The 16,535-nt window shown below is 73.6% G+C and carries 11 protein-coding genes; 3 read left to right on the top strand and 8 right to left on the bottom strand.

The window, feature by feature from the left end:
* Positions 1-53: 53 nt before the first annotated feature.
* From ACWCV3_RS06785 to ACWCV3_RS06815, 7 genes are read right to left on the bottom strand one after another with little or no spacing between them, the layout of a single operon-like run.
* Positions 54-860, bottom strand: coding sequence for an HpcH/HpaI aldolase/citrate lyase family protein (locus ACWCV3_RS06785; RefSeq protein ID WP_451219422.1), 807 nt, complete (start codon positions 858-860; stop codon positions 54-56).
* Positions 857-2,071 (bottom strand): CaiB/BaiF CoA transferase family protein, encoded by a 1,215-nt coding sequence (locus ACWCV3_RS06790; RefSeq protein ID WP_451219425.1) that lies wholly within the window; start codon positions 2,069-2,071, stop codon positions 857-859. Before ACWCV3_RS06790 ends, ACWCV3_RS06785 begins: the two co-directional genes overlap by 4 nt.
* Positions 2,068-2,961 (bottom strand): ribokinase, encoded by an 894-nt coding sequence (rbsK, locus tag ACWCV3_RS06795; RefSeq protein WP_451219427.1) that lies wholly within the window; start codon positions 2,959-2,961, stop codon positions 2,068-2,070. The genes ACWCV3_RS06790 and rbsK overlap by 4 nt, the downstream gene beginning before the upstream one ends.
* A complete protein-coding gene (locus tag ACWCV3_RS06800; protein WP_451219430.1) occupies positions 2,958-4,322 on the bottom strand; it encodes an ADP-ribosylglycohydrolase family protein in 1,365 nt (454 codons plus the stop codon). Before ACWCV3_RS06800 ends, rbsK begins: the two co-directional genes overlap by 4 nt.
* Positions 4,310-5,494, bottom strand: a complete 1,185-nt coding sequence (locus tag ACWCV3_RS06805) for an ADP-ribosylglycohydrolase family protein (RefSeq protein ID WP_451219433.1) — start codon at positions 5,492-5,494, stop codon at positions 4,310-4,312. Before ACWCV3_RS06805 ends, ACWCV3_RS06800 begins: the two co-directional genes overlap by 13 nt.
* Before the next feature lie 7 nt (positions 5,495-5,501).
* Positions 5,502-6,614 carry an ADP-ribosylglycohydrolase family protein gene (locus ACWCV3_RS06810; protein WP_451219436.1) on the bottom strand — a complete coding sequence of 371 codons (1,113 nt, stop codon included), beginning with the start codon at positions 6,612-6,614 and terminating at the stop codon, positions 5,502-5,504.
* Positions 6,611-7,762, bottom strand: coding sequence for an ADP-ribosylglycohydrolase family protein (locus ACWCV3_RS06815; protein WP_451219439.1), 1,152 nt, complete (start codon positions 7,760-7,762; stop codon positions 6,611-6,613). The genes ACWCV3_RS06810 and ACWCV3_RS06815 overlap by 4 nt, the downstream gene beginning before the upstream one ends.
* Positions 7,763-8,034: 272 nt before the next feature.
* Here ACWCV3_RS06815 and ACWCV3_RS06820 point away from each other — a divergent pair, with 272 nt between their 5' ends.
* The 3 genes from ACWCV3_RS06820 to ACWCV3_RS06830 all read left to right on the top strand — a co-directional run bounded on the left by ACWCV3_RS06820 (position 8,035) and on the right by ACWCV3_RS06830 (position 15,245).
* Positions 8,035-8,766 (top strand): VIT1/CCC1 transporter family protein, encoded by a 732-nt coding sequence (locus ACWCV3_RS06820; RefSeq protein WP_451219442.1) that lies wholly within the window; start codon positions 8,035-8,037, stop codon positions 8,764-8,766.
* A 418-nt stretch (positions 8,767-9,184) separates the two neighbouring features.
* Positions 9,185-13,789 carry a glutamate synthase large subunit gene (gene gltB / locus ACWCV3_RS06825; protein ID WP_451219445.1) on the top strand — a complete coding sequence of 1,535 codons (4,605 nt, stop codon included), beginning with the start codon at positions 9,185-9,187 and terminating at the stop codon, positions 13,787-13,789.
* Entirely contained in the window at positions 13,782-15,245 is a 1,464-nt protein-coding gene (locus ACWCV3_RS06830) for a glutamate synthase subunit beta (protein ID WP_451219448.1), read from the top strand. Before gltB ends, ACWCV3_RS06830 begins: the two co-directional genes overlap by 8 nt.
* A 99-nt stretch (positions 15,246-15,344) precedes the next feature.
* On the opposite strand, the gene ACWCV3_RS06835 is transcribed toward ACWCV3_RS06830, so the two are convergent.
* The gene (locus ACWCV3_RS06835) at positions 15,345-16,262 is read right to left on the bottom strand and encodes a rhomboid family intramembrane serine protease (protein ID WP_451219451.1); all 918 of its coding nucleotides are present in this window, start codon (positions 16,260-16,262) and stop codon (positions 15,345-15,347) included.
* Positions 16,263-16,535 lie beyond the last annotated feature (273 nt).

Genomic DNA, 16,535 nt, shown 5'->3' on the forward strand with positions numbered 1-16,535 from the left:
GCCCGTACATGGCGGAGGGCGCCCGGAATTCCACCGGGCGCCCTTTGGCGTGTTCAGGCGCCCCGGGCCGTCGACAGGATGCGCCGCGCCTGCGCCACCGCCGCCGCGTCGATGAACCGGCCGTCCGGGAGGGCGAGCGCTCCCTGCTCGGCTGCCGCCGCCTTCAGTACCGTCTCCGCCTCCGCGATCTCCTCCGGGGTGGGGAGGTAGGCCCGCGCGATCACCGGAAGCTGGCGGGGATGGATCGCCGCCCGGCCCACGAAGCCGAGAGCGCGGCCGTGGGCGCAGGACGCGGCGAGCCCGTCCAGGTCCCGTACGTCGGGATGCACCGACTGGGGCGGCGGGGCGAGGCCCGCCGCACGGGCGGCCACCACCACGCGGGAGCGGCACCAGTCCAGGCCCGCGTCGGCCCGCACCCCGAGGTCGGAGCGGAGGTCGGCCTCGCCCAGGGAGAGGCCGCGCAGCAAGGGGTGGGCGGTGGCGATGGCGTAGGCGTGCTCGATGGCGAGGGCGGACTCCAGCAGCGCGTACAGCGGGAGCGCGGTCGCCTCGGCGGTGCGGCGGATCTGGTCCGGTGCGGCCACCTTGGGCAGCCGCAGCCCCGAGACGCCCGGCAGGGTGCCCAGGGCGGCGAGGTCGGCCGCCGCCCAGGGTCCTCCGGGGCCGTTGAGGCGGACGTGGACCGGGACGGGCTGCGGGCCGGCGAGCCGCTCGGCGGTGGCCGCGCGGGCGTACTCCTTGCGGTCCGGGGCGACCGCGTCCTCCAGGTCGATCACCACCACGTCGGCGCCCGCCGCGAGTGCCTTGTCCACCACGTGCGGCCGGTCGCCGGGGACGTACAGCCAGGTCAGCGGGGTCACAGCGCACCTTCTTCGCGCAGTGCGCCGATCTCGGCCGGGCCGAGGCCCAACTCGGTGAGGACCGCGTCGGTGTCCGCGCCGTGCCCGCGTCCGGCCCAGCGGATCGCACCGGGGGTCGCGGAGAGCCGGAAGAGCACGTTCTGCATGCGCAGCGGGCCGAGGTCGGGGTCGGCCACGGTGGTGACCGTGTCCAGCGCCAGGTACTGCGGGTCCTCGAACACGTCCCGTACGTCCTGCACCGGCGCGATGGCCGCCTCCGCCTTCTCGAAGGCGGCCAGCACCTCGTCGCGGGGGCGGGCGGCGATCCAGTTCCCGACCGCCTCGTCCAGCACGTCGGCGTGCGCGGCCCGCTGCACGCCGGTCGCGAACCATGGTTCGCCGATCAGCTCCGGGCGGCCCACCAGGCGCATCACCCGTTCCGCCACCGACTGCGCGGAGGTGGAGACCGCGACCCAGGAGCCGTCCAGGGTGCGGTAGGTGTTGCGCGGCGCGTTGTTCGCGGACCGGTTGCCGGTGCGCTCCTGGACGTAGCCGAGCTGGTCGTACCAGGTCGGCTGGGGGCCGAGCATCGCGAGCATCGGCTCGATGATCGCCATGTCGACGACCTGTCCGGCGCCGGTGCGGTGCCGGGCGGCCAGCGCGGTGAGCACGGCGTAGGCGGTGGCCAGGGCGGCGACGGAGTCGGCGAGCCCGAAGGGCGGCAGCGTCGGCGGCGCCTCCGGCTCGCCGGTGAGGGCCGCGAAGCCGCTCATCGCCTCGGCCAGCGTGCCGAAGCCGGGCCGGTGCGCGTACGGGCCGAACTGGCCGAAGGCGGTGACCCGCGCCAGGACCAGCCGGGGGTTGGCCGCCGACAGCTCCGGCCAGCCCAGGCGCCATTTCTCCAGGGTGCCGGGGCGGAAGTTCTCGATCACCACGTCCGCGGTGGCGGCCAGCCTCAGCAGGGTGTCCCGGCCGCCGGGGCGGGACAGGTCCAGGGTGATGGTCCGCTTGTTGCGGCCGAGCATCTTCCACCACAGGCCGATGCCGTCCTTGGCCGGGCCGTGCCCGCGGGACGGGTCGGGCCGCAGCGGATGCTCGACCTTGATCACCTCGGCTCCGAAGTCACCGAGCATGGTGGCGGCCAGCGGGCCGGCGAAAAGGGTGGCCAGGTCCAGCACCCGCAGGCCGTCCAGCGGCGGGCGGGTGGCGTCGTCGGGGCGGTCGGCGCTCATGCGGTGTACTGCGCCTCGATCTCGGGGCGGTACGGCATCGAGGCCGACGCGCCCTCCCGCTGCACCGACAGCGCGGCCGCGGCCACCGCCCAGGACAGCGCCTCCCGCAGCGGCTTCTCCTCGGCGACGGCGACCGCGTACGCCCCGGCGAAGGTGTCGCCCGCACCGGTGGAGTCGATCGCGGCGACCTGGTGGGCGGGCACCGCGAGCGGTTCGGTGTCGCGGGACACGTACAGCACGCCCGCCTCGCCGAGAGTGAGGACCACCTCCGGGACCAGGTCGAGCAGGCCGACAGCCGCGTCGAGGGGGTCGGTGCGGCCGGTGAGAGTGACGGCCTCGTACTCGTTGGGCACCAGCACGTCGGTCACACTCAGCAGCTCCTCCGGCAGCGGCTGCGCGGGGGAGGGGGTGAGGACCGTACGCACTCCGTGGCGCCGGGCCGCCTCCGCGCCCGCGATCACGGCCGGGAGCGGTACTTCGAGCTGGAGCAGCAGGGTGTCGGCGGAGGCGATCAGCCCCTCGTCGCCGGGGGAGAGGTGGTCGACGGTGCCGTTGGCGCCGGGGACGACGACGATGGCGTTGCCGCCGGCGTCGTCCACCACGATGTGCGCGGTGCCGGACGGGCCCTCGACCGTACGGAGGAAGTCGGTGTCCACGCCGGAGTGTTCGAGGGTGTCACGGAGCCGTACGCCGTACGCGTCGTTGCCGACCGCGCCGATCAGCGACACCGTGGCGCCCGCGCGGGCGGCGGCCATCGCCTGGTTGGCCCCCTTGCCGCCGGGGATGGTGCGGAACTCCCGGCCGGTGACGGTCTCGCCGCGCTGCGGGGCCCGGGCGACGTAGGTGACGAGGTCCATGTTCGTGCTGCCGAGCACGACGATGTGGGTCATGGGCGGGTCGCCTCCAGGCGGGTGAGTCGGGCGAGGGTGTCGAAGCCGGTGCCGTCGAAGTCGGCGACCGTGGTGGCGAGCCGGTTCTTCAGCGGGGCCCGCCAGTGCTCGGGCAGCGCGTCGGGGGTGCCCGCGAGCAGGCCCGCCACACAGCCGGCCGTGGCGCCGTTGGAGTCGGTGTCCCAGCCGCCCGACACCGCCCGGCAGACCGAGCCGGTGAAGTCGCCGTCGGCGTGGGTGAGCGCGGCGGCGATCAGGGCGGTGTTGGGCAGGGCGTGCACCCAGTGGTGGGTGGGGCCGTACACCATATGGAGCGCATCCACCACGTCGTCGAAGTCCGTTTGCCGCTCCGCCAGTTGGACGGCGTGGCGGAGGGCACGCGCCAGCCGGGAGCCGGGCGGGACCACCGTGAGGCCGGTGCGCAGGCAGGCGTGCACGTCCTGAGTGCCGGTGGACGCGGCGGCGATGACCGCGGCCGCGAACATCGCCGCGTGCACGCCGGTCGCCGTGTGGGTGAGGACCGCGTCCCGGTGCGTCTGCGCCGCGGCCGCCCCCGGATCGCCCGCATTGGTCCAGCCGTGCACGTCGGCCCGGATCAGGGCGCCGATCCACTCCCGGAACGGGTTTCGGAACCGGGCGGTGTGCGGGGGCTCGATTCCGGAGAGGAGGTTGCGCAGGGCGACGCGCTCGGCGGTGAAGGCGCGGCCGGGCGGCAGCTCGTCCAGCCAGACCCGGGCCAGGTCGTCGGTGGTGAAGTCCCGGCCGTGGCGGCGGAGCAGAAGCAGGGCCAGCAGGGGGTGGTCGAGGTCGTCGTCCTCCGGCATGCCGTCGATGTTCTCGGCCAGCGAGGTGGTGGCGGAGCGGCGGTTCCAGGGGTGCCGGGCGAGCAGGTCCCCGGGTACGCCCTTGGCGGTGAACCAGGTGCTCAGCGGCCAGTTGCCGGTGGCCCGGGCCAGCTCGCGGATGCCGTCCAGCGGGAGCTTCTCCACCGGCTTGCCGAGCAGGCAGCCGATGGCCCGGCCCAGCCAGGCGGCCTCCAGCCTCTCCGGACCTGGGGCCGTGCGTACGGCCGGGGAGGCGGGCCAGCCGGGACACAGGGCGATGATCCGGTCCAGGGCGGTGGGCTCCAGCTCGGCCATGTCGCTGGGCAGCTCGGCCAGTTCGTCCAGCAGGTCCTCGGCCAGCAGTCGCAGACAGCGGGAGGGGGGCTCCGGCGAGGCTCCGGCGCGCGCGGGGGCGTCCGCGCCGCCCGCCGCGCGCCAGCGGGCCTCGATCCGGGCGGCGTCGCGGCCGTCCAGGCGGGCCTGGCGCAGCTCGTGGCCGACCAGGTCCTCGGGCTGCACCCAGGTCAGTCGGAGCATGCCGGGCCTCCCAGCGCGGCGAACGCCCGCTCGTGCGCCCGGCGCCGCCCGGTGTCCCGGACGAAGACCTCGCGGGCGACCCCGGTCAGTTCGCGGGCCGGGGCCCACAGGTCCAGGCGGCTCGCCTCCGCGACCGTCTTGGCCCACTCCTCGGGCACCGGTGAGCCCAGCGCGCCGGAGAGGGCACCGGCCATGGTGGCGATCGAGTCGCAGTCCCGGCCGTAGTTGACCGCGCCGAGCACCGCGTGCCGCAGGTCGCCGCCCGCGACCACCAGCATGCCGAGTGCGACGGGGAGTTCCTCGATGGCGTGCAGCCGGGAGGGGCGGCGGGCACCGAGCGACGGGGCGCGGTAGTCGGGGCCGACCGTGTCGTACGGGGCGACGGCCTCGCGCAGCGGGACCAGCGCCGACTCGAAGTCCCCGTGTCCGGCGGCCACTTCGCAGACCTTCTCGATGGCCTCGCGGGTGCCGTCCTTGGCCAGCGCCAGGCAGGCGGCCACCACCGAGTCCGGGGTCGCGCCCGGCGCGCAGGCGGCGGCCACGGCGGCCGCGAACACCCCGGCCGCCTCCCGTCCGTACGACGACTGGTGGGCGCCGGCCACGTCCAGTGCCTCGGCGTAGGCGCCCGCCGGGTTGGCCGCGTTGACCAGGCCGACCGGCGCCATGTACATCGCCGCCCCGCAGTTGACGATGTTGCCGGTGCCCGCCTCGCGCGGGTCCACGTGCCCGTACGCGATGCGGGCCACCAGCCACTTCTCCGCGAGGAAGATCCGCTGCAACGGCAGCGCCTCAGCCTCCAGCTCGGGAATCCAGCGCGGCTCGGTCATCAGGTCCGGCACCAGGTGCTCCGCGACGGAGTACGCGTCGAGGTGGTCCCGGACGCGGCTGTAGACCCGGATCAGCGCGTGCGTCATCAGGGTGTCGTCGGTGACGTGCCCGTCTCCCTTGTGGTACGGCGCGATCGGGCGGGCGGTGCGCCAGCCGTCGCCGTTCCAGGGGCCGACGATCCCGTGCACCCGCCCTCCGTGCCGTTCGACGATCTGGTCGGGGCTGTACCCCTCGACCGGTCCGCCGAGGGCGTCGCCCACGGCGGCGCCGAGCAGGGCGCCGGTGATCCGCTCGTCCAGACCGGGCCCACCGGAAGGTGAGATTTCATCACTTTTAGGCATCATGCCCGCATCATCCCCTCGGCAGGGTCGGTTGGGTGGCTTCCAGCAGCCCGGCGAGTTCCACCAGATCGGTGCCGGTCAGTCTGGGCAGCGCGCAGCCGGAGAGGGTCCGGCAGGCGTGCCGCCACGCCTCCGGCACGCACTCCCCGCCGCCCAGCGCGCCGCAGAGCGCTCCGGCCAGCGCGGGCGCGGAGTCCGCGACACGGGAGAGGCAGGCCGCGGCCGGTACCGCCTCCGCGATCCGCCCCGCCGCCGCGAGGGTCAGCGCCAACGCCACCGGTACGGTCTCGGCGGCGGCGATGCCGTAGCTGTAGACGTGGTCCACGATCTGGTGCTCCAGCAGCGGGACCAGGGCGAACGCGGTGTCGGTGGCGGCCACCAGGGCCAGCGCCTGCCGGGCGTTGCGGCCGATCTCGGTGCCCTCGGGCAGCTCGTCCAGCGCGGCCGCCACGCACGCGTCCGCGCCCGCGCCGGACAGCGCCGTGGCCAGCGCCGCCGCCATCGCCCGCGCGCCGCGCACCCCGTCGCCGTCCTGGGTGTAGCGGGCGTCGAACTCCGCCAGGTCGGCGGCGCCCGCCGGGTCGCCGGGGTGGGCCACCGCCAGCACGCAGGCGCGCACGCAGGCCGCGTCGTCGAAGTAGTGCGGGTTGTCGTGACCGGTGGCGGGCGGGCGCAGCCCGGCGGCCAGGTTGCCGAGCCCGGCACGCACCGAGATGCGGGCACGCAGGGGGAGTACTGCCGACTCGATCTCGGGCGCGCGTTCGGCGGCCGCCGCCACCTCGGAGGCCACGGCGGTCCAGGTCAGGTCGATGGCGGCGCGTATCCGGCGGTCCCGGCTCAGGTCACCGAGCACGTCGTCCCCGGCCCGCAGGACGGCCTCCGCCGCGAAGGCCGCCCACTCGGCGTCGTCGGAGGGGCCGAGGCGCAGCGGCTCCGGGGGCTGGTTCAGCGCGATGGGCACCGGCAGCGTGGTGGTGGCGTTCTGCTCGGCGAAGGTGTCCAGCTCACGGGTCAGCCGCCGCGTCCACTCCGGCATCCGGGCGGCCCGGTGCCGGGCGGCGGGCCACCCGGACGCGTCCCCGGCGGCGAGGCCGAGCAGCAGCCCCTCGATGCGCCGGGTCACGACCGGTCCTCCAGGTTCGCGTTCCGCACCACCGCCGCGCGGGGGAACGGTGCCTCCACGATGCTGCCCACCAGGGTGAGCGGCGGCTCCACCGCCGGCCGCAGACCCTCCGGGAGCAGGTCCGGCAGCACCACCCCCTCGCCCCACTTGCCGCCCTCCTCCGGGGTCAGCAGCTCGGCCACGTCGAGGATGTGGTGGCCCGACATGGCCGGCAGACACCTGCCCCGCGCCGGACCGATGGCGGCGGCCCACACACCGGGAATGGCGGCGACCCCGTTGGTCGCACCTGCCAGGGCGCCGGCGACGGCCGCCGTGGTGTCGGCGTCCCGGCCCATGTTGACGGCCGTCAGCACCGCCTCCCGGAAGTCCCCGTCGGCCGCCGCGTACGCGCCGAAGGCCAGGGCGACCGCCTCGGGGGCCAGGTCGGTCCAGGGGTAGCCGCCGATCACCACCGCCGTACGGACCGCGCGCTCGCCCCGGTGCGCCACGGCGACGGCCCGGCGCAGCGAGCGGGCGGTCCAGGAGTCGTCCGGTACGACGGCGAGGGCGGCGGCGATCACCACGGCCGGTTCCGCGCCCGCCATCGCGGCGGCCACCCCGGCCGCGACCGCCTGCCCGCCGTAGATGCCCTCGCCCTCGTGGCTGATCGAGCCGTCGATCGCCACCAGCCGGGCCGCCTCCGAGGGCCGCCCCGCCGCGAACACCCCGAACGGCGCCGCCCGCATCGCCAGCCCGTCGCTCCAGGCGTGCCGGTGCTGGGCCGAGATGGGCGCCGCCAGCCCCCGGCGCAGGTTCTCCAGCGTGCCCCGCTCGCTGAACCCCGCACCCCGGAAGGGGCCCTCGGCCCGGTCGGCGATCCACTGGTGCCAGGCGGCCTCGACATGGGCCGGGGTGAGCGCGGAGCCGTGCCGGGCGAGCAGCAGGCCGGAGAAGATCGCGTACTCGGTGTCGTCGGTGCCGGACGGCCGGTCGGTGACGTACCCGGTGATGCGGCCCCAGCGGGCGCGGATCTCGGAGGGCTTCAGGTTCTCGGCGGGAGCCCCCAGCGCGTCGCCCACGGCCAGGCCGAGCAGCGCGCCGCGCGCCCGCTCGCGGAGTTCGGATCCGGCGGGGGCGGGCAGTGGGGAAGCGGGTGCGTTCGATGCCATGGGCGGGACCCTCCTTCGCCAGGACCGCGTGGACCGCGTGGCCCTTTGCGGATGTGTCCCACCCGAGGGGCGGTGCCCTAGCCTCCGGGCCGCCGCCATCACCCTCTCGGTACCGGGAAATCCCCGCTCCGGGTGCCTGAGCTGGAAGGACGCCGGAGGTTAGCGCAGCCTGGCCTTGCTGGCGGCGGACCGGAAATCCCCGTAGGTTGGAGGACGTTCAAATACTAGAACCAGTCCAAAGTTAGCTTTGGCTCAGCTTACCGGGGGTCCTCATGGCCGTCATCGAGACCGGGGCCGCGCTGCACGAGGCGCACCGCGACAACCACACGCACCGCGACGTCAACGGCGGCTGGCTGCGTCCCGCCGTGTTCGGCGCGATGGACGGCCTGGTCTCCAACCTGGCCCTGATGACCGGTGTCGCGGGCGGCTCGGTGGGCCACCAGACGATCGTGATCACCGGCCTCGCCGGGCTCGCGGCCGGGGCCTTCTCGATGGCGGCCGGCGAGTACACCTCCGTCGCCTCGCAGGCCGAGCTCGTCCAGGCCGAGCTGGACGTCGAGCGCCGTGAGCTGCGCAGGCACCCGCAGGCCGAGCAGGACGAGCTGGCCGCGCTGTACGCCTCCCGCGGGGTGGAGCCCGACCTCGCCCGCGAGGTGGCCCGGCAGCTCTCCGAGGACCCCGAGCAGGCGCTGGAGATACACGCCCGCGAGGAGCTGGGTGTCGACCCCGACGACCTGCCCTCCCCGCTGACCGCCGCGGTCTCCTCCTTCGGTTCCTTCGCGCTGGGCGCCCTGCTGCCCGTCCTGCCCTACCTGCTGGGCGCCACCGCGCTGTGGCCCGCCGTACTGCTGGCGCTCGCCGGACTCTTCGGCTGCGGCGCGGTGGTGGCCCGCGTGACCGCCCGCAGCTGGTGGTTCAGCGGCCTGCGCCAGCTCGCGCTCGGCGGCGCGGCTGCCGGGGTCACCTTCGCCCTGGGCAGCCTCTTCGGGACCGCTGTGAGCTGAGAGACCCTGGACATATGCCGGGGCCCGCATAAATAATTGTTACTCGCGGGTTTCGCGCGCTCGGCCGTCGGGCATGAGCCGTAAGCACTGCGGGCAACGGCGCCCGCGGTGCACTCGCGGAACGGGCGACGACGCCTCTTCCGCCCCCCCGGGCCCGACCGGTCACCACCCGTGTGGCCCAGACGCAGGACCCCGCTCGAAACAGCAGTGAATCCCCCGCTTTCCCGCCGCCCCGAGCGGCGCCCGCCGTACCCCACGGCACCCCGCCGCGCCTCCTGTGGCGTCCGCATGGTGGAACGGAGTATCCCGTTCCCGACAGGCGTTCCATCATGTAACCTGCACGAAATTTTGCACCAGCAGAGGGCCAACGTCGTCCCTCGGCACCTGCCACACGCCACTGACGACGACGGGAGAGCCGATGCGTACGACGCGCCAGCCGTCCCCGCATTCCGTGACCGACCGCGCCTGGTCCTTCATGGATGCCCGCCCTGCCGCGCAGGGCATGTACGACCCCCGCGACGAGCACGACGCCTGCGGCGTCGGCTTCGTGGCCACGCTCACCGGTGAGGCGAGCCACGCTCTGGTCGAGCAGGCGCTGACCGTCCTGCGCAATCTCGAACACCGCGGCGCGACCGGCTCCGAGCCCGACTCCGGTGACGGCGCCGGCATCCTCTCCCAGGTGCCCGACGCGTTCTTCCGCGAGGTGGCCGGACTCGACCTGCCTGCCGCCGGCTTCTACGCCGTGGGCACCGCCTTCCTGCCCGAGGACGACACCGACGGATTCGTCTCACGGATCGAGACGATCGCCTCCGAGGAGGGCCTCACCGTCCTCGGCTGGCGCGAGGTCCCGGTCGCCCCCGAACTGCTCGGCGCGACCGCCCGCTCGACGATGCCCGCCTTCCGTCAGCTCTTCGTCGCCGACGGCGTCAGCGAGGGCATCGCGCTGGACCGCAAGGCGTTCGTCGTGCGCAAGCGCGCCGAGCGGGAGGCCGGGGTCTACTTCCCCTCCCTGTCCGCCCGGACGATCGTCTACAAGGGCATGCTGACCACCGGCCAGCTCGAACCCTTCTTCCCGGACCTGTCCGACCGCCGGTTCGCCTCCGCGATCGCGCTGGTGCACTCCCGCTTCTCCACGAACACCTTCCCGTCGTGGCCGCTGGCTCACCCGTACCGCTTCGTCGCCCACAACGGCGAGATCAACACCGTCAAGGGCAACCGCAACTGGATGCGCGCCCGCGAGTCCCAGCTCGCCTCGGACCTGTTCGGCACCGAGGACAACCTCGCGCGCACCTTCCCGGTCTGTACGCCGGACGCCTCCGACTCGGCGTCCTTCGACGAAGTGCTGGAACTGCTCCACCTCGGCGGGCGCTCGCTGCCCCACGCGGTGCTGATGATGATCCCGGAGGCGTGGGAGAACCACGCCACCATGAACGTGAAGGACGCCGACCGCCGGGCCTTCTACCAGTTCCACTCCACGATGATGGAGCCCTGGGACGGCCCCGCCTGCGTCACCTTCACCGACGGCACCCAGGTCGGCGCCGTGCTCGACCGCAACGGCCTGCGCCCCGGCCGCTACTGGGTCACCGACGACGGCCTGGTCGTCCTCGGCTCCGAGGTCGGCGTCCTCGACATCGACCCCGCCAAGGTCGTCCGCAAGGGCCGCCTGCAGCCCGGCCGCATGTTCCTCGTGGACACCGCCGAGCGCCGCATCATCGAGGACGACGAGATCAAGGCGTCCCTCGCCACCGAGCACCCCTACGCCGAGTGGCTCGAGGCCGGCGAGATCGAGCTGGGCGACCTGCCCGAGCGCGAGCACATCGTGCACACCCACGCCTCCGTCACCCGCCGCCAGCAGACCTTCGGCTACACCGAGGAGGAGCTGCGCGTCATCCTCGCCCCGATGGCCAAGTCCGGCGCCGAACCCATCGGCTCCATGGGCACCGACAGCCCCATCGCGGCCCTCTCCGAGCGCCCCCGGCTGCTGTTCGACTACTTCACCCAGCTCTTCGCCCAGGTCACCAACCCGCCGCTGGACGCCATCCGCGAGGAACTCGTCACCTCCCTGCGCTCCTCGCTGGGCCCCCAGGGCAACCTGCTCGACCCCGGCGCGGCCTCCTGCCGTTCCGTCGTGCTGCCCTTCCCGGTGATCGACAACGACGAGCTGGCCAAGCTCATCCACATCAACGCCGACGGCGACATGCCCGGCTTCAAGGCCGCCACCCTCTCCGGCCTGTACCGGGTCTCCGGCGGCGGCGACTCGCTCGCCGCGCGCATCGACGAGATCTGCGCCGAGGCGGACGCCGCCATCGACAACGGCGCCCGGCTGATCGTGCTCTCCGACCGGCACTCCGACGCCGAGCACGCCCCGATCCCGTCGCTGCTGCTCACCGCGGCCGTCCACCACCACCTCATCCGCACCAAGGAGCGCACCCACGTCGGCCTGCTGGTCGAGGCCGGTGACGTGCGCGAGGTGCACCACATCGCCCTGCTGATCGGCTACGGCGCCGCCGCGGTCAACCCGTACCTGGCGATGGAGTCCGTCGAGGACCTGGTCCGCGCGGGCACCTTCCTGCCCGGCATGGAGCCCGAACAGGCCATCCGCAACCTCATCCACGCCCTCGGCAAGGGCGTGCTGAAGGTGATGTCCAAGATGGGCATCTCCACCGTCGCCTCCTACCGGGGCGCGCAGGTCTTCGAGGCCGTCGGCCTGGACGACGCCTTCGTGGCCAGGTACTTCGACGGCACCACCACGAAGATCGGCGGCGTCGGCATCGACGTCATCGCCCAGGAGGTCGCCGCCCGCCACGCCAAGGCCTACCCGGCCAGCGGAATCGCGCCCGCGCACCGCACGCTCGACATCGGCGGCGAGTACCAGTGGCGCCGCGAGGGCGAGCCGCACCTGTTCGACCCGGAGACGGTCTTCCGCCTCCAGCACTCCACCCGCTCCGGCCGCTTCGACATCTTCAAGCAGTACACCGACCGGGTGAACGAGCAGTCCGAGCGCCTGATGACGCTGCGCGGCCTGTTCGGCTTCGACTCCGGGCGCGCCCCCGTCCCGGTGGACGAGGTCGAGCCGGTCTCGGAGATCGTCAAGCGCTTCTCCACCGGCGCCATGTCGTACGGCTCCATCTCCCAGGAGGCGCACGAGACGCTCGCCATCGCCATGAACCAGCTCGGCGGCAAGTCCAACACCGGTGAGGGCGGCGAGGACCCGGAGCGGCTGTACGACCCGGCCCGGCGCAGCGCCATCAAGCAGGTCGCCTCCGGCCGCTTCGGCGTCACCTCCGAGTACCTGGTCAACGCCGACGACATCCAGATCAAGATGGCCCAGGGCGCCAAGCCCGGCGAGGGCGGCCAGCTCCCCGGCCACAAGGTGTACCCGTGGGTGGCCAGGACCCGGCACTCCACGCCCGGCGTCGGCCTGATCTCGCCCCCGCCGCACCACGACATCTACTCCATCGAGGACCTCGCCCAGCTCATCCACGACCTGAAGAACGCCAACCCCTCGGCCCGCATCCACGTGAAGCTGGTCTCCGAGGTCGGCGTCGGCACGGTCGCGGCCGGCGTGTCCAAGGCGCACGCCGACGTGGTGCTGGTCTCCGGCCACGACGGCGGCACCGGCGCCTCCCCGCTCACCTCGCTCAAGCACGCGGGCGGCCCCTGGGAGCTGGGCCTCGCCGAGACCCAGCAGACCCTGCTGCTCAACGGGCTCCGGGACCGGATCGTTGTCCAGACCGACGGCCAGCTCAAGACCGGCCGGGACGTGGTCATCGCCGCGCTCCTCGGCGCCGAGGAGTTCGGTTTCGCCACCGCGCCCCTGGTGGTCTCCGGCTGCGTGATGATGCGCGTCTGCCACCTGGACACCTGCCCGGTCGGCATCGCCACCCAGAACCCGGTGCTGCGCGAGCGCTTCGAGGGCAAGGCCGAGTACATCGTCAACTTCTTCCGGTTCATCGCCGAAGAGGTCCGCGAACTCCTCGCCGAGCTGGGCTTCCGCTCCATCGAGGAGGCCGTCGGCCACGCCGAGGTGCTCGACGTGGAGCGCGCGGTCGGCCACTGGAAGGCCCAGGGCCTGGACCTGGAGCCGCTGTTCCACGTGCCCGAGCTGGCCGAGGGCGCGGTCCGCCACCAGGTCGTGCCGCAGGACCACGGGCTGGAGAAGGCGCTCGACAACGAGCTGATCCGGCTCGCCTCCGACGCGCTGGCCGCCACCGACGCCACCGAGGCGCACCCGGTGCGCGCCCAGGTCGCCATCCGCAACATCAACCGCACGGTCGGCACCATGCTCGGCCACGAGGTGACGCGGAAGTTCGGCGGCGCGGGCCTGCCCGACGACACCATCGACATCACCTTCACCGGCTCGGCCGGCCAGTCCTTCGGCGCCTTCCTGCCGCGCGGGGTCACGCTCCGCCTGGAGGGCGACGCCAACGACTACGTCGGCAAGGGCCTCTCCGGCGGCCGGATCGTGGTCCGCCCCGACCGGGCGGCCGACCACCTCGCCGAGTACTCCACCATCGCGGGCAACACCATCGGCTACGGCGCCACCGGCGGCGAGCTGTTCCTGCGCGGCCGTACCGGCGAGCGGTTCTGCGTCCGCAACTCCGGGGCCCTGGTGGTCTCCGAGGGCGTCGGCGACCACGGCTGCGAGTACATGACCGGCGGGCACGCGGTCGTCCTCGGCCCGACCGGCCGCAACTTCGCGGCGGGCATGTCCGGCGGCATCGCGTACGTCATCGACCTCGACCCGGACAACGTCAACGCGGGCAACGCGGACGCGGTCGAGCCGCTGGACGACGCCGACCGGACCTGGCTGCACGACGTGGTGCGCCGCCATGCCGAGGAGACCGGGTCCACGGTCGCCGAGAAGCTCCTCGCGGACTGGGACCGGTCCGTGGAGCGCTTCAGCAGGATCATCCCCAGCACGTACAAGGCAGTGCTCGCCGCCAAGGACGCCGCCGAGCGAGCCGGTCTCTCCGAGACCGAGATCACCGAGAAGATGATGGAGGCGGCGACCAATGGCTGATCCCAAGGGCTTTCTCAACCACGGCCGCGAGGTCGCCCGGACCCGCCCCGTCGACGAGCGCGTCAAGGACTGGAACGAGGTCTACGTCCCCGGCGCCCTGCTGCCGATCATCAGCAAGCAGGCCAGCCGGTGCATGGACTGCGGCATCCCGTTCTGCCACAACGGCTGTCCGCTCGGGAACCTGATCCCGGAGTGGAACGACTACGCCTACCGGCAGGACTGGGCGGCCGCCTCCGAGCGGCTGCACGCGACCAACAACTTCCCCGAGTTCACCGGGCGGCTGTGCCCCGCGCCCTGTGAGTCGGCCTGTGTGCTGGGCATCAACCAGCAGCCGGTCACCATCAAGAACGTCGAGGTCTCGATCATCGACCAGGCGTGGGAGACCGGGGACGTGGCCCCGCGCATCCCCGAGCGCCTGTCCGGCAAGACGGTCGCGGTCGTCGGCTCGGGACCGGCCGGGCTCGCCGCCGCCCAGCAGCTCACCCGCGCCGGCCACACGGTCGCGGTGTACGAGCGCGCCGACCGCGTCGGCGGTCTGCTGCGGTACGGCATCCCCGAGTTCAAGATGGAGAAGCGGCACATCAACCGCCGCATCGAGCAGATGCGCGCGGAGGGCACCCGGTTCCGCACCGGCGTGGAGATCGGCCGCGACCTCAAGGCCGGCGACCTGAGGAAGCGGTACGACGCGGTCGTCATCGCCGCCGGTTCCACCACCGCCCGCGATCTCCCCGTCCCCGGACGGGAGCTGAACGGCATCCACCAGGCGATGGAGTACCTGCCGCTGTCCAACAAGGTCCAGGAGGGCGACTTCGTCGCCCCGCCGATCACGGCCGAGGGCAAGCACGTCGTGGTCATCGGCGGCGGCGACACCGGCGCCGACTGCGTGGGCACCGCCCACCGCCAGGGAGCGGCCTCCGTCACCCAGCTGGAGATCATGCCCCGCCCGAACGACGCGCGGCACCCGCTGGACCAGCCCTGGCCGACCTTCCCCATGCTCTACAAGGTCACCAGCGCCCACGAGGAGGGCGGCGAGCGGGTCTACGCCGTCTCCACCACCCACTTCGAGGGCGACGAGGACGGCAACGTCCAGGCGCTGCACCTGGCCGAGGTCGAGTTCGTCGACGGCAGGCCGACCCCGAAGCCGGGCAGCGAACGGAAGATCCCGGCCCAGCTCGTCACGCTGGCCATGGGCTTCACCGGCACCGACCGGGAGAACGGCCTGGTCGACCAGTTCGGCCTGGAGCTGGACGAGCGGGGCAACATCGCCCGCGACGCCGACTTCCAGACCAACGTCCCCGGTGTCTTCGTCGCCGGTGACGCGGGCCGGGGCCAGTCCCTGATCGTGTGGGCCATCGCCGAGGGCCGTTCCGCGGCCCGCGGGGTGGACCGCCACCTCACGGGGGCGAGCGACCTGCCCGCCCCGATCCGCCCCACCGACCGCGCCCTGGCGGTCTGACACCCCACACCCGGTGTGCCGTACAACGGCGTACGGAACATCAGACGGCGCCTGCCCGACAGTCCCCGACCGGACGCCCGGGCAGGCGCCGCCGCCTTCTCAGTGGGTGCCGCCGGTCAGCGTGGCCACCCTCACCGCCGCCAGCCCCAGCAGCAGGACCAGCAGGCCCGCGCAGGCGGCCCACTGGATCAGCGTGAGGCGCTCGCCGCGCGGGGCGCAGGCGAAGGCGAGGGTCACCACGGCGCCCGCGAGCAGGCCGCCCAGGTGGCCCTGCCAGGAGGTCGCGAAGGCCGAGATCACCAGCCAGATCAGCAGGCCCGTCATGTACTGGTTGACCGACCGCATGTCGTAGCCGAGCCGGCGCCCCATCACCCAGTAAGCGGCGCCCAGGCCGAACACCGCGCCGGAGGCGCCCACCGTCGGCACGTCCGGTGCGATCAGCAGGACCAGGACCGAGCCGCCGAGCGCCGAGAGAAGGTACAGCGCGAGGTAGCGGGCCCGGCCGAGCTGGGTCTCCACCACCCGGCCGACGTTCACCAGCGCCACCATGTTCAGCACGATGTGCACGACGCCGATCCCGTCGTCCGGCGGCAGGTGCAGGAACGCGCCGGTCAGCAGCCTCTCCCACTGCCCGCCCGCCACCCCCTCCGGGGTCAGCACCGCGTCGTACGGGTACTGCCACAGGTAGTGGCCGCCGTCCGGGCCCGCCAGCCCCGCGCCCAGCATCCCGAACCGGTCCACGAGCGAGGGCCGGGCCAGCTCCGCGAGGTAGGCGAGCACGTTCAGCGCCACCAGCACCCAGGTGACCAGCGGAAACGTACTGATCCGGCCGCCGAACGCGGTCCGCGCCTGCCGCACCGAGCGCGCGCCCTCCCGCACGCACTCCACGCACTGGTGGCCGACCGACGCCTCGCGCATGCAGTCCGGGCAGATGTAACGGTCGCAGCGGGTGCAGCGGACGTGCGACTCCACCCTGGGATGGCGGAAGCACGTGGTAACAGCGGACTCGGCGGTCACGGCCGGCTCCTCGGAGGAAAGGGGTGTCGAAGGTGGGCCGGTGGGGACGGCGGCGAACAAAATATCGGATCGTCGAAGGATCACCGCACCGGCGGCTGTGATCAACCGATTTCCCGACGCCGCGTCACCGCCCGGCCCGCTCCGCACTCGTGCGGATGAACCCACCGGCGAGGGACGTTCCGCGGGCCGCGCAGGCGTGCTGATGATGGCCCGGAGCGCCGCGCCAACCGCAGCCCCCCAGCCCGCGTTTGACGGGCTGATGCGCCGTGCGCG

It is taken from the genome of Streptomyces sp. NPDC001781 (genome assembly GCF_053596035.1).

Bases quoted from the DNA above. Each gene is read 5' to 3' on its own strand.
- ACWCV3_RS06815 (WP_451219439.1), bottom strand. From the start codon at position 7,762: ATGGCATCGAACGCACCCGCTTCCCCACTGCCCGCCCCCGCCGGATCC.
- ACWCV3_RS06820 (WP_451219442.1), top strand. From the start codon at position 8,035: ATGGCCGTCATCGAGACCGGGGCCGCGCTGCACGAGGCGCACCGCGAC.
- ACWCV3_RS06830 (WP_451219448.1), top strand. From the start codon at position 13,782: ATGGCTGATCCCAAGGGCTTTCTCAACCACGGCCGCGAGGTCGCCCGG.
- ACWCV3_RS06790 (WP_451219425.1), bottom strand. From the start codon at position 2,071: ATGAGCGCCGACCGCCCCGACGACGCCACCCGCCCGCCGCTGGACGGC.
- gltB (WP_451219445.1), top strand. From the start codon at position 9,185: ATGCGTACGACGCGCCAGCCGTCCCCGCATTCCGTGACCGACCGCGCC.
- rbsK (WP_451219427.1), bottom strand. From the start codon at position 2,961: ATGACCCACATCGTCGTGCTCGGCAGCACGAACATGGACCTCGTCACC.
- ACWCV3_RS06805 (WP_451219433.1), bottom strand. From the start codon at position 5,494: ATGATGCCTAAAAGTGATGAAATCTCACCTTCCGGTGGGCCCGGTCTG.
- ACWCV3_RS06800 (WP_451219430.1), bottom strand. From the start codon at position 4,322: ATGCTCCGACTGACCTGGGTGCAGCCCGAGGACCTGGTCGGCCACGAG.